This window comes from Bacillus sp. IBL03825 (genome assembly GCF_024712505.1).
In the GTDB taxonomy this organism is placed as follows: domain Bacteria; phylum Bacillota; class Bacilli; order Bacillales; family Bacillaceae_G; genus Bacillus_A; species Bacillus_A wiedmannii.
In genome coordinates this window covers 4734123-4747111 of the sequence record NZ_JAMXKE010000001.1, presented here as the reverse complement: position 1 = coordinate 4747111, position 12989 = coordinate 4734123, and the positions used below count along the sequence as shown (strand labels likewise).

Sequence of the window (12989 nt, the reverse complement as noted above, 5' to 3'; positions counted from 1 at the left end):
GAAGGTTCAACATGTTATTCAAACTTTCCATGTCAGGATTAAAAAGTAAACGAAAAGACTATATTGTCTTATTAGTGGGTCTTATTATGTCTATTTCAATTTTTTATATGTTTCAAACGTTAGCTTTAAATAAAACATTTATCGAAGGGAATTCCATGGATGGAATTTTTTCGGTTTTCCAAACAGGCTCATTTTTATTAGGATTTATTACATTATTTTATATTTTACACGCCAATTCATTTTTATTATCACTCCGGCAAAAAGAATTTGGTATGTATATGGTATTAGGGGCAAAAAAGCATAAAATTACATTGCTCATGTGTATTGAAACGATTGTATTAGGAATGGTGTCTCTTATAGTAGGTGTGGTATTCGGTATAATTTTGGCGCAAGGTGTTGGGTATTTACTGATGAAGGAGCTGGAGTTTACTGGAGTTGGTTATCATGCATTCTATGTACCATCAATCATTGTTACTTTCATCTTTTTCATTGCATTATTTATGTTGTCCGCAATTATGAATGGTATAAAACTAGTGCGTAATTCGCTATTACAGCTGGTTCACTCTAATGATAAAACAGCTGGTACTCCTACTAAAGGGAATTTAACGAATATAGTAGCACTTTTATCAATTGTTTTATTAGCAGTTGGTTATATTTCTATGATTTATATGAAAGAGTTAAAGGAATCAGGATTTATCATTGCTACAATTACAGTAACATTAGGAACTTACATGCTATTTACATCATTCCTTCCTATTATTATTAACAAACTAAAAGCGAATAAAAATTGTAGTGAAACAGGAATTAATGCGTTCACGCTTGCACAGTTAAGTTTTTCTATTAATAGTTTAACGAAAGTATTAGCGACAGTTGCTATGTTAGTGGCTCTCGGTGCGGGTGCTGTCTCTAGTGGTATGGCTTTAAAAAATAATGTTACAAACATTATTGAAACATTTGATTATTATGATGTGGAAATTAACAATCCGACAGTAGAAGAAAAGAAAATATTAAGTGGAATTACATTTAAAGAGAAAAACGAATATCGCTATAAAGTAGATGATCAGTTCATTTATTATTTGAAAGAAGATTTGGAAGCAAATCGTCTGTTAATACCGACTGGTGGAGAGGATGGAAAGCAATTTATATCTGTTTCTAAAGAGCTACCAGTTGGAGCTGTTTTAAGTCGTGGTCCAGAGAAAATCGAGAATGATATCCTCATTCCAGAAGAATGGAGATATGCGCTAAGAACTCTCCAAAAAACTTATGTATACCCTAATCAAAGTATAAAGATTGTAGATAAAAAGATGTACGATGAAATCCAAGGTGAAGAAAGAATTGTATTCTTTGGAAAAACAGAAGATTTCATGAAATATGAACAAAGATGGAAGCAAATTGACGAATTAGAAGTTATTAAATATAAAGAGGTAGAAAAAACAGAATTACGTAGTAAATATATGACATATAAATCATTGTACAGTACTTACAGTGGAACCGTATTTATGGGATTTTTCTTAGGGATAGCATTCTTAGCGATGTTGGCAAGCAGTTTAATGTTTAAGATTCTTTCTAGCACTTCAAAAGATATTATTCGCTATCAAATGCTTCGTAAAATTGGTGTACGTTATGAGTTATTAACTAAATCAATTTATAAAGAATTACTTTTCGTCTTCTTGTTCCCAGCGATAGTAGGTATAATGCACGTATTAGTTGGCATGAACATGTTTTCGTTCATAATCAATAATCCATATTTCCGTATTTGGCTTCCTATTATTATTTTCTTAGTCATTTACGTAGCTTATTATTTTATTACAGTTCAATTTTATAAAAAAATTGTTCTTCCGAAAGAAGTGTAGTATGTAAGCCTAGATATAAATCTAGTAAAAGGTTATATTAGATTGTTTTGAAAACAAAATGATTGTAGCAAATTGATTTAATGAATATAGGGGTATAAAATATGACATAAGATTTCCTAATATTTCACTTTTTTTGTAAGTGAGGATACACTATGTTATTGATTCTTAGCATCATTTTGATAGGAATTATGATCGGGATGAAAGTAGTAGTTTTTGGGATAGTAGAGAGACAAAGGTTTGTATATGTATTGTCCGAAGTGTAATGGGAGAATTGGAAAGGGGAATTCTGCTCCTTTTTATTCAAAATGTAATTTATTTTTTTAGTAAAGAATGATAGTTGGAATGAGTTTGAGATATTGCAAAAGCTTTGCGAGGATACGCAAAACTTTTGTATAGTTTATTTGCTTTCGATGCACATTGTAAATAAGGAGAAAGAGAATCCTCTATGTTTCAGTTTATAAAAGGTGAAGAAGAGAATTTATTATATCTTTTGTAATAAGCGTTCGCCGCTTTCCATATCGCTTTTGCATAACGGACATTTCGGTTCTGCTTCTAATGCAAAGTTTTTACGCATCCATCCACGGCAGTTTTCTTCTAGGCATTCCCATACAGCAATTGCTTCTGGTTCTACTACAGGTTTATCATTTTTTCTCCAATACATGTGATCGCTCCCTTAAATTGAAAAGTTTTTCAGAAAAACAAAAAAGGTTGTTAACGATTTTGTTAACAACCTTTTTTATATTAGTTCATTATACTTTATTTTTTGAAAAAATGCGAAGGTTAGTAATTGTTAAAGTATAGCAAAATAAGGATTATATAAGCTAAGGATTATAAATCATCGTTGAAAGCTTTAGTAATAATTCAATTTGATACAGTGTATACCGGCAACCTTCTCGGTGTTTTTCTACATCTTCTTCATGCCATTGTTTTGTTAACTTTGGAATTTCTATGTCATCACTTAGGCGTTTCTGCTGTTGTGTCTTCCATAGTATGCTCGTTGCATGGAAGCCTTTTTGTTTTGAAAACATTAGGAAGTTTAATAAATTTATCGGGCATAAACGGGTAATAGGGACCCCACTTCAAAATTTGGTTGAAGCGAAGTAGTTAGGTAGGAGTCGGACTATCTGTAAAAGCCCAATTAGTTGGACTTTATTGAGAGGTTTTTGCCATTTCCATAAAGCTTTGTTCAATTTCATCCAATTCGAATGAATGGCATATTCTACGATCCTCTTTATCTAAAATTCGATAATGTTGGGATAAAATATTTTGTTGAATGTGATAACCGTTTAATTCTTTTATTTGTCGCCACCACACTTTTCCACCTAAAGTCTTCGGAAAGTTCATATTGTAATGTGTAAAAGCGATTGTTTTTATAATTTCATTCACATCATCCCCGAATGTCATCTGGACTGTATTGCTCTGTTCGAAGAGTGTTACGACACAAACTGCACCTGACCATGTTAGCGTACGTCTCCCTTTTTCAATTTCTACTAATGTTTTCTTCGATAAACCAATAATTTCTGACATTTTATCTTGTGATAAATCATTTTCAACACGTATGAGTTTTAATTTCGAATTAACGAGTTCAATAAATTCTTGTTTATCCATAATGCATCTCCTTTTCTCTTATAGTGTAAAATTACACTGTGAGTGTAATTTTGTCAAAGGTAGTGCAAAAAAGTTATTTATTGCTGTTTTGATCTTTCTAATTACTATTTCAATTTTAGTTTAAGAAAATGTTAAGAAACCGTACTATTTTTTATTAAGAAATACGCTCTATACTTAGAAACATCTTAAAGAAAACATAATGAAAGGCCGAATATAGATGAAAAGATTTATTTTTGGATCATTACTTGTTATCGTCGCAGGAGCGGCATATTTATTAAATGGGAGTGCTGCGATTGATAGAATGAATCCATTTCTTGATATAGAGCACCATTATGCAATAATTGATAACGATGGTAAAGAATTAGATGGAAATAAAGGTCGTGAATATAAAGTGAAAGCTTATGATGAAAATGGTAAGGAAAAAGAAGTTACAATTGACGGAGTAGATGAATTACCGAAAGATTCATACTGGCATGTGCTTACGAGAGGTAAGTTCTTATATGATAAAGTGCAAGTAACGATAGATAAAATTCCTAATGGAGCGAAGATGAAGTTAGGATTATAAGTATAAAACCGATTCTCAATGTGGGAATCGGTTTTGTTGTTTTATGGTAAAGTTTAGTGAGGGGGGCGAGAGTGATGTTACTCATTGTTAGTCTTATTTTAATTGGATTTATGTGTAGTATGAGAATAGTATCTTTACATATGATAGAGCGAGAAAAGATAGAAGAGCGATATGTATATTGTCCAAAATGTGATGGGAAAATTAGGAGAGGCAATTCCGCTCCTTTTTGTTCGAAATGTAATTTAATATTTTAACTATAGGAAATCCGAAATCATTTTGTATGGTTTCGGATTTTTTATGTTGAAAATAGAAGAAATAAAGAGCGGAAAAAAGTTTGAACAAGGAATTGAGTATAAGAATATTATTGAAGGATATCCCATTATTATGAAGTATTTCGTAGAGATAGATCGAGAAGTTTTGAGGGTGTTATTAGCTGATGAAAGAGGGATTCTTCCTACTATGCTAGAGTGTAATGAATGTTATAAGACTAAATTGGATGATATCGAGGAAAGTGGATAAAAAGAGCTTGAAACAACTCAAGCCCTTTTTTAAGCCCTCGTTTCATTCCTTGTTCCATTCCTCTTTTTATTCCTGCTGTCTCTGCGTGGGCGAATTTTGCTACTTCATCCATTAAAACTTTCTCTCTTGCGTCATAGGCTTGGCGGAAAGAGGAATCTTGACTCATACGTTCCCACTTGTTTATTGCTTTTTGTAAAATAGGGTCTTGGTTCATAGCAATATCCTCCAATGTTTTAGTTAAGTGTTCATCCTCATTTGCTGAAAGCAATAAAAGCCAACGAACAAATGGATCTTTCCACGGATTTACTTTTTCTTCATGCCATTGTTTTGTTAACTTTGGAATTTCTATAATGTGAATTTCTATGTCATCACTCAAGAGTTTCTGTTGTTGTGTATTCCATAATGTGCCCGTTGTATGAAATTCTTTGTGGTCTGAGGAACATTATAAAGTTCAATAAATTAATGGTGATGGTTTTATGAAGCGAACTGTAAGGCATACCTTTTTGTAATTGAGATGTATATAATTTCCCCCACTGATTATTAGTTGAACCAATCGGACTTTTACGGGCAGTTGATTCCCTACCTAACTTCTTTGCTTCCGCTGAATTTTGAGGTGGGGGTCTTACTGCCCGTTAATGCGGGATAAACTACGTTTCATCATATCGTGATTATTATTGAGCTGTATTTCTACATTTACTTTTGTTCCTGTGTTTAACGTAGCTGAAATGTCTAGAATTGATAATTTATCATTTGCATGTTCCCGGTGTAAATGTGGATCTTCTAGTTGTAGAGAAGCGATGGGTGATTCTAAAGAATCTTGTAACATAGCGTTTAAAAATGCAATTAGAATATCTTCACTACCATTCGTACCAAACAATTGTTTAAATGCAAAATCAATGCGTAAATTAACTAATTGTTGGCTGAACACAGCTTTTCCTCTCCCTTGTGTCAGGTTCCTTCTTTCCTTCATTGTATCTAAAAAGAACTAGGGCATGCAAACAGGAAACTTTGCTATTTTTTTAGCAATATTATTAGAATGTCGCAAACAAATATGTCTATGTTATACTCTAGTGAAATTGAATTCTTCCAATCAGTAGCCGCTGCAATAGAGAAGAAAGATCCAAGTGTTATTGTGAATAAGGATTCTAATACGCACTGGAAAAATTGGGTGGAGTTTGATTACGAAAATTTATATTAAAAATTAAAGAGTAAATCAAAATGAATTGCTAATAAAAAGACGAGCCGAAGTGTTGGAACTTTAGCTCGTCTTTTTATATTATACAATCGCAGGATTATAAATCATCGTAAAGTGTCCTTGTAATAGTTCAATATGACAAGGTGTATGAAGCGAGCTTTCTCCATCTGTATCTACTTCTTTTTCTTCTTCGGTTTCAATATGAATGGATTTCGCTTTTACGTGGAAGATGTCATTTTCATTTGAGTCTTCAAATAGTTTCTTTCCGATATAATCTTTAAACGCTTGAATGCCTGTTGATTTTACAACGAAAATATCAAGTGTTCCGTCGTCGCACTTTACGTTCGGAATAAAGGACGGGATACCGCCAAGATATTCACCGTTTCCAACCATAACAAGGACGGCTTCGTCTTCATATACTTGTCCGTCGTACGTAATTTTTACGGGGAATGTTTCAGCATTTTTGACAGTTCGAATGGTGCTTAAATAGTAACCAATTTTCCCAAGCTTTGCTTTCTCTTCCGCATCGATATTGTTTGATACTTCAGAGACAAGTCCAATGCCCCAGAAGTTTAAGAAGTGTAGGTCATTTGCTTTTGCGACGTCAACTGGTTTTACATGTCCTTGTGTAATAAGTTTTGCTGCTTCTGCGATGTTTTGCGGAACGCCAAGTGTGCGAGAGAAGTCGTTGCAAGTTCCGCCTGGAATGATGGCAAGTGTAGGTCTAGTTTCAAGAGGTGCTAAGCCATTTGTGCATTCAAATACAGTGCCGTCACCACCAAAGACGATAATTAAATCTACTTTACTAGCAAACTCTTGGCAATATTTTGTTGCATCACCTTGCTTTTTCGTATGAAGGATATGTAAGTCAGGAAAAGCTGCCGCAAGAGGTGGTACAATTTTCGTTAAGTTCGTATGTAAATCGCCTTGCCCTGCTTTTGGATTTACGATGAGGAGTACTTTTTCAAATTTTGTCTTTGTCATTTTTATTCTCTCCCTTTGTCTTTTACGAATTGTGATAGAAAATAAACTTCCACCAGTAATTGATGGAAGTTTATTCTATTATATTATTCCGTTACAACTGAAGCGATAAATGGTAAGTTACGATATTTTTCTGCGCAGTCGATACCGTATCCAACGATAAATTCGTCTGGAATTTGGAAGCCAACATATTCAGCTTTTAAGTCCACTTTACGACGCTCAGGTTTATCAAGTAACGTACAGAATTTTAATGCTTTCGGTTTATGCATAAAGAAGTGATCTTTTAAGAAGTGAAGTGTTAAACCAGAATCGATAATGTCTTCTACGACAATTACGTTTTTTCCAGTAATGTTTACATCGATATCTTTTAATAGTTTTACTTTTCCAGTTGTTTCTGTTTGATTTCCGTAGCTAGATGCAGAAATAAAGTCAATTGTTACATCATTTTTAATGTGACGAATTAAATCGGCAGCGAATACGAAAGATCCTTTTAATACAGCGATTACTATGATTTCTTCTCCTTCAAAGTCACGTTCGATTTGAAGTGCTAGTTCTTTTACTTTTTCTTGTAATTTTTCTTCAGAAATTAAAGTGTCTTTTATTTCAATATTCATTGGAGTCCTCCTACAGTGTAAAACTTGTGAACATTTCGACTGTAAAGGAAAGAAAGGGAAAAGTCAAAGAAGATATAAGTTTTTTACAGAAATCCCCACAAAATAATCAGATGATATGATATACTAATCATATAAAGAAAACGCTTCCAAAAGGGTGATTATGATGAGAAAGAAAGAGTATACAAGTGCAACATTTATAAAAGCATTGTTTTTAACAATTGTTCTTGGCAGTTTGGCTTACATAATTGATGTACCAGCGATTCGGATTTCACTAATTGGAATGACTTTAGTATTAGGCGCAATTTCCCACGGTATGATGTCACAGCTGCAAGAAGCTGGAGTCGATCATATGAAAGATCATATAGATGAGAAATGAGAAACCTTCACGTATAGAGAGTGAAGGTTTTTTGTTTCTTACAAAAATGTAAGGTAGTTGTAAGGCAAATCGATAGTTGCATAGTAGTGTTTTGGATAAACTATAGGTGTAAGGTAAAAGGCAAGCATATTTTAGGTAAATTAAGTTTTAGGCACTCTATATGTGAAAAAGGAGTAGGAGGGCATGGAGAAACGTTGGACGACCTTTTCTTTTTTAGCAACTAGCAACACCGTAATGCTAGCTGGCGAAATGGATTTTTTGCACTTGTTTGATCGAGAAGACGATCATTCTTCTTCTAAATTTACAATGAAATGGAATAAATGGAGCGAGAGTTGTAGGTTTGAAGAAGAGGCCCCTAATGAAGAGCAAAAGATTATTTTGACAAACCCTATTAAAGCGTGGGTTGTTCAACGTCGTAAGTGTAACGTCAAAAATCACTTAAAGAAAACTGAGCCGAGACAATTAGTTATCGCTCCGGCCCATTCTACTTCTAAATCACGCGAAAGTAACATGTAAATATTGAGACACACACCCGAAAAAACATCGTATATATTGCGATGTTTTTTTATTTTTCTACAATGAAATCTTTAAATGAAATATATTTCATCTGCATTTTATATTTATATCTCTTGCTTATGCTAGTGATACATCCGATGCGAAGTGATGTAAAACGTATAAAAGGAGAGAAATAAAATGAAAAAGAAACTATTACCAATTTGTGCAATGGCACTTTTAACAGTGGGATATTCTTCAGTAGCAAGCGCAGATACTGGAACAGTAACAAAGGAAGAAGCGGCGCAACTGCAGCAAGATAAAGCGAAAAAAGAAGCAGCGATTAAGGAACAGCAAAAGAGTGAAGAAGAGAAAAAGAGAATAGCGCAAGAACAGTTAAAAAATGATATGGCAAAAAAAGAAGCGGCACAAGTACAACAAAAAAATGGTGCGGTAAAAAAAGAAGTAGCGAAGCCAGCTGTACAAGGTGAAAAATTACCAAACACAGCATCCAATAATGTAGCAATGATGGCATTAAGCGCATGTCTTGTAGGGATAGGGACATTATTTGGTTTGAATCGTCGCAATAAAGTTAAGGCGTAAATAAAATATTGTCCTATAAAGAATGGAATAATTTCATATATTAAAAATGGTAGGTTATTCCTACCATTTTTGACATGGAGGGATGAACATGAAGTTACTCAATTATATCGGTATCATATTGATGGCCATAGGGCTATTCACGGGAGCATATTACGCTATGGAATGGTATAAAGGAAAAAGCTCTGCTCAACAATTGACGAAAGAAGAAATAAAGAGTCTTAACAATATACAACATAATAAACTTTCTCATGAAACAGCTGTGACTTCCCAAGTGCCTTCTTCTCAAACAGAACATAAAGAAGGAGAAAAGGTAGCACTGTTACATATACCGAAAATAAAGAAGAAGTTTTCTATATACTGGGGAGCGGATGATGCAACGTTGAAGAAAGGAGTTGGAATGTTCGTTAGTGATTTAACGACAACGCCATCTGGAGGGGGACATACTGTACTGAGTGGACACCGGGATACTGTATTTACAGATTTAGGAGAGTTAAAAGAAAAAGACACTCTTGTTTTAGAGTATGATAATAAAACTTACACATACGAAATTCAAAAGATATGGATTACCCATGCGGATGATCGTACTGTTATTATAAAAAAAGAAGAACCGATATTAACACTAACGACTTGCTATCCATTTGATTATATAGGTGATGCACCAGATAGATATATTATCGAGGCGAAGTTAACGGCTAGTTATTCAGAATGAAGTGATAGTTTCTGAAAACGGAAGGGGGATACATAAGTTATGTCAAAAAACATTTTAATTGTGGAAGATGAAGATATTTTGCGTGAAATATTAAAAGATTATTTTTTGAGCGAGCAATATGTAGTGTTTGAAGCAAGAGATGGGAAAGAAGCTTTAGTTGTATTTGAGGAAGAAGAGGTTGATTTAGTTATTTTAGATATTATGTTGCCAGAACTCGATGGATGGTCTGTTTGCCGAAGAATTAGGAAGACGTCTGAGGTGCCTATTATTATGCTGACGGCGCGCGTAGATGAAGACGATACGTTACTTGGTTTTGAACTTGGGGCAGATGACTATGTGACGAAGCCGTATAGTCCACCCATTCTATTAGCAAGAGCGAAACGATTATTAGAAAGTAGAAAAGCATCGAAGAAACCTTTAGAGAACGAAGATGATACGTTATCGATTCATGGCATCCACGTCCATTTTCCGTCACGTACTGTTACTGTTGATGAGGCAGATGTTAGTTTAACGCATACGGAGTTTGAAATATTAGTGTATTTCATGAAAAACCAAGGAATTGTACTAACAAGGGAACAATTAATTTCAAGAATTTGGGGATATGAATTTGCTGGTGATGATCGAACGGTTAATAGTCATATTCGTAATTTAAGAAATAAATTAGGAGAGAAAGCAAAGTGCATTACAACTGTAGTACGAACAGGTTATAAATTTGAGGGAAATGTATGAGAAAAGGGATTGTACTAAAATTATTTACCCTCACAACAGCATTATGCATGTTAATTTTAGTGACGATATTTATTGGACAAACGATATTTTTTAAACAATATTATGCGAATCGAAAAGTAGAAGATATTAAAGTGAATTTAAATACTTTTGAGAAGAATTATTTGAATTATGCAGGAAGTGCAGAAGGAATTCAGAAGCTGGAGCAAGATTTTTTAAGAGAAAATAATACGTGGATTACAACGTTAGATCAGAATGGGAATTTAAAACATGCGGATGATTTTTATTTTGAAGTAACAATAAATCGTATGCAACAAAAGAGCTTTGGACAACAAATATTCAAGATTCCCTTAGGTAATCTCGTCAATATAGAGGAGATTGATAATAAATCATCAGAGCAGTTTTTAGGACAAGAAATTTATTTTTCTGGAGTGAGAAAAGAAGATAGTTTTATTCCATTCTCTTTTTCTTTATCTAAGCAGAATTTAAGCGGATCTAATAAACCGTTAGAAAAAGCATTTAATGAGAAAATGAGTAAATTATATGAGGAGAAAAAGAAAGCAGTCGGGGAACAAGTTGTTAAGGAGAAGAGGCCGGCCGTTCAGGAGCAAGCTGCCCAAGAACCAGATTTTTACATAGGAGGACGTGTTACAAAAGTACAGTTACCAGATGTAAACGGTCCTGTGAATCCAATTTATAAAAATAGCATATTTTTAGATAATATTAAGGTTTTTCAAACTGATTTATTATTAAAAGAGAACAAACAGATACAATATACAACACAAACAATGGACGATGAAAAGAATGATATAAAATATAAATTATTAATTAAGCCAATAAAAGAAAAAGACGGATCAGTAACATATATTTATGCAATGGCTTCTTTACAGCCTGTAGATGAAGCAGTACAAATGGTGCAAGATTACTACATTTACATCATTGCATTTGTAGTCGTTCTCATTTTTCTAGCTTCGTTTTATTATTCAAAACAAATTGCAAAGCCGTTATTAAAAATAAATGATACGACGAAGAAAATAGCACACTTAGATTTCACAGAACAAATACCGATTACTTCAAAAGATGAAATTGGTGATTTATCGAAAAATATTAATGTATTATCTAATAAGCTCCATTCGCATATTGGACAGCTAGAACAAGATATTGAAAAGGAAAGAAAGTTAGAAAATACGCGGAAAGAATTTATTTCTGGTGTGTCGCATGAATTGAAAACACCGCTGAGTATTATGAAAAGCTGTATTTCTATTTTAAAAGATGGAGTAGCTGAACATAAAAAAGAGTACTATTTTCAGGCGATGGAACGAGAAGTAGATAAAATGGATACTTTAATTTTGGATATGCTTGAGTTAGCTAAATTTGAGTCAGGTACATATAAAATGAAAAAGGGTTTATTTTATATTGATTCAGTAATTGAAGATATATGTGAATACCTTTCTGTGGACATAGAGAAAAAAGAACTTCGTGTGCATAAAAATATATGTTCAGTTGAAGTGATGGCAAATCAAAGTCGGATTGAACAAGTCATCGTAAACTTCATTACGAATGCCATACGTTATACACCAAATAAAGAGGATATTATGATTTCCACAATAGATGAGCAGGATCGTATAAAAGTGTGTATTGAAAATAAAGGTACTCACATTGAAGAAGAACAATTAGATAAAATTTGGGACCGTTTTTATCGCGTGGATGCAGCTCGTCAGCGTTCACAAGGTGGAACGGGTCTTGGGCTAGCTATTTCTAAAAATATTTTAGAACTACACGATGCTGAATATGGGGTAAAGAATACAGAAGACGGTGTATTATTTTACTTCTACTTACCAAAAAAAGCGTAGATGGTACATGCTACGCTTTTTTTAATTTATTTTCATATTATCTTTACCTAATCTTTATTTTTAAACAGTATACTTTGGATAGAAAATGAGGTTATGTAAGGAGTCGATGAACCGTGCATAGCAAGTGGCTAAGTATAATGGTATTTATTTTCTTTTGTGCATTTATTGTATTTTTAATTGATATTACGATATGAAAAAAGAGCGCTCATTAAGCGCTCTTTTTGTTTGAATTTATTTGATAAGCATTGATGCTCTTGAATAAGCGTGGTGAAGTAAGAAATAAAAAGATAAGTAAAACGGTACATAAAATATAGGAACCAATCATTGTGCTACCATTTACGATTAATGAATATAGAACAGCTGATTGACCTTTCGGTGCATATTGTCCCCAAAAAATAATACCGGCGATAAAGTGACAGAAGTAGCGAGCAAAGCTACCAACAAATGTAGCAAGAATAATGTAACCAATAACTTTCTTTCCTGCGTTTTGTTTTGAAGAAGGTTTTTCTTTACGGCTACCTAAACTGGATTGTTCTGCGTTATTTTCATTAGAAGTTAAAAGTGCCTTTTGAATTGGACGATAGAATAAACCAGCAAATCCAATGAATGCGAAAGCAACGAAGTATTCAATTAGTACTTGAATTGGTGTGACAATAATGGCATCGCCTACGACAATTTGTAATAATCCCCAAATTAAGCCTCCTAAGAAAGCCATTTTGAAGCCCCAGCGGTATGCGATAATAAAAATAGGAATCATAGCGAATGAAATGGAACCACCTGTTGAAAGTTTGATTGATAATAATGGAAAAATGTCGATGACCAAGGCGAAGGCTGCAAGAATAGCAGATTCGATCATCGCTTGTAAATTGGTGTTACGCATGTTGTCTCCCCCTAA

16 protein-coding genes and 3 pseudogenes are annotated in these 12989 nt (G+C 33.6%); 11 read left to right on the top strand and 8 right to left on the bottom strand.

The features are described 5' to 3' along the window. Window positions 1–11 precede the first annotated feature (11 nt). Window positions 12–1853: an FtsX-like permease family protein gene (locus NHG49_RS24475; protein WP_064474466.1), complete on the top strand. Its 1842-nt coding sequence runs from the start codon at window positions 12–14 to the stop codon at window positions 1851–1853. 481 nt (window positions 1854–2334) lie between these two features. Here the strand turns inward: NHG49_RS24475 and NHG49_RS24470 are convergent, their stop codons facing one another. The 3 genes and pseudogenes from NHG49_RS24470 to NHG49_RS24460 form a co-directional block, all read right to left on the bottom strand. After that, on the bottom strand, window positions 2335–2514 hold the full coding sequence (locus NHG49_RS24470; protein WP_000289929.1) for a cold-inducible protein YdjO-related protein: 180 nt from the start codon (window positions 2512–2514) through the stop codon (window positions 2335–2337). A 229-nt stretch (window positions 2515–2743) separates the two neighbouring features. Continuing rightward, a pseudogene (locus tag NHG49_RS24465) lies at window positions 2744–2929 on the bottom strand (Rpn family recombination-promoting nuclease/putative transposase); the annotation flags it as partial. 73 nt (window positions 2930–3002) lie between these two features. After that, complete coding sequence (locus NHG49_RS24460) at window positions 3003–3461, bottom strand: helix-turn-helix transcriptional regulator (RefSeq protein WP_064474468.1); 459 nt, start codon at window positions 3459–3461, stop codon at window positions 3003–3005. Window positions 3462–3678: 217 nt separating this feature from the next. On the opposite strand from NHG49_RS24460, the gene NHG49_RS24455 reads away from it, so the two are divergent. From NHG49_RS24455 to NHG49_RS31515, 3 genes are all read left to right on the top strand, one after another. Then, window positions 3679–4026 (top strand): YxeA family protein, encoded by a 348-nt coding sequence (locus NHG49_RS24455; protein WP_064474469.1) that lies wholly within the window; start codon window positions 3679–3681, stop codon window positions 4024–4026. A gap of 74 nt (window positions 4027–4100) precedes the next feature. Further along, window positions 4101–4280, top strand: a complete 180-nt coding sequence (locus NHG49_RS24450; protein WP_000924667.1) for a hypothetical protein — start codon at window positions 4101–4103, stop codon at window positions 4278–4280. Between the two features lie 43 nt (window positions 4281–4323). Then, window positions 4324–4545, top strand: a complete 222-nt coding sequence (locus tag NHG49_RS31515) for a hypothetical protein (RefSeq protein ID WP_064475076.1) — start codon at window positions 4324–4326, stop codon at window positions 4543–4545. Here NHG49_RS31515 and NHG49_RS24445 read toward each other — a convergent pair. Continuing rightward, a pseudogene (locus NHG49_RS24445) lies at window positions 4514–5078 on the bottom strand (Rpn family recombination-promoting nuclease/putative transposase); the annotation flags it as partial. The gene NHG49_RS31515 and the pseudogene NHG49_RS24445 sit on opposite strands and share 32 nt — an antisense overlap. Window positions 5079–5188: 110 nt before the next feature. Beyond that, window positions 5189–5473 (bottom strand): annotated as a pseudogene (locus NHG49_RS24440) (Rpn family recombination-promoting nuclease/putative transposase); the annotation flags it as partial. A gap of 123 nt (window positions 5474–5596) precedes the next feature. On the opposite strand from NHG49_RS24440, the gene NHG49_RS24435 reads away from it, so the two are divergent. Further along, a complete protein-coding gene (locus tag NHG49_RS24435) occupies window positions 5597–5743 on the top strand; it encodes a DUF7003 family protein (RefSeq protein WP_218923805.1) in 147 nt (48 codons plus the stop codon). Window positions 5744–5821: 78 nt separating this feature from the next. Here the strand turns inward: NHG49_RS24435 and NHG49_RS24430 are convergent, their stop codons facing one another. Continuing rightward, complete coding sequence (locus NHG49_RS24430; protein WP_064474471.1) at window positions 5822–6724, bottom strand: diacylglycerol/lipid kinase family protein; 903 nt, start codon at window positions 6722–6724, stop codon at window positions 5822–5824. Window positions 6725–6807: 83 nt separating this feature from the next. Continuing rightward, the gene (gene hpt, locus NHG49_RS24425) at window positions 6808–7335 is read right to left on the bottom strand and encodes a hypoxanthine phosphoribosyltransferase (protein WP_064469199.1); all 528 of its coding nucleotides are present in this window, start codon (window positions 7333–7335) and stop codon (window positions 6808–6810) included. A gap of 160 nt (window positions 7336–7495) precedes the next feature. Here hpt and NHG49_RS24420 point away from each other — a divergent pair, with 160 nt between their 5' ends. The 6 genes from NHG49_RS24420 to NHG49_RS24395 all read left to right on the top strand — a co-directional run bounded on the left by NHG49_RS24420 (window position 7496) and on the right by NHG49_RS24395 (window position 12094). Then, window positions 7496–7711, top strand: coding sequence for a hypothetical protein (locus NHG49_RS24420; protein WP_061673076.1), 216 nt, complete (start codon window positions 7496–7498; stop codon window positions 7709–7711). 183 nt (window positions 7712–7894) lie between these two features. Further along, window positions 7895–8227: a hypothetical protein gene (locus NHG49_RS24415; protein ID WP_000415592.1), complete on the top strand. Its 333-nt coding sequence runs from the start codon at window positions 7895–7897 to the stop codon at window positions 8225–8227. 177 nt (window positions 8228–8404) lie between these two features. Then, window positions 8405–8806, top strand: coding sequence for an LPXTG cell wall anchor domain-containing protein (locus NHG49_RS24410; protein ID WP_064474472.1), 402 nt, complete (start codon window positions 8405–8407; stop codon window positions 8804–8806). 88 nt (window positions 8807–8894) lie between these two features. Further along, complete coding sequence (locus NHG49_RS24405) at window positions 8895–9515, top strand: class D sortase (RefSeq protein ID WP_064474473.1); 621 nt, start codon at window positions 8895–8897, stop codon at window positions 9513–9515. Between the two features lie 39 nt (window positions 9516–9554). Beyond that, on the top strand, window positions 9555–10244 hold the full coding sequence (locus NHG49_RS24400) for a response regulator transcription factor (RefSeq protein WP_064474474.1): 690 nt from the start codon (window positions 9555–9557) through the stop codon (window positions 10242–10244). After that, complete coding sequence (locus NHG49_RS24395) at window positions 10241–12094, top strand: sensor histidine kinase (protein ID WP_098101762.1); 1854 nt, start codon at window positions 10241–10243, stop codon at window positions 12092–12094. The genes NHG49_RS24400 and NHG49_RS24395 overlap by 4 nt, the downstream gene beginning before the upstream one ends. Window positions 12095–12302: 208 nt before the next feature. Here NHG49_RS24395 and NHG49_RS24390 read toward each other — a convergent pair whose 3' ends face one another. Next, window positions 12303–12974, bottom strand: a complete 672-nt coding sequence (locus tag NHG49_RS24390) for an energy-coupled thiamine transporter ThiT (RefSeq protein ID WP_088047679.1) — start codon at window positions 12972–12974, stop codon at window positions 12303–12305. Between the last annotated feature and the right edge of the window lie 15 nt (window positions 12975–12989).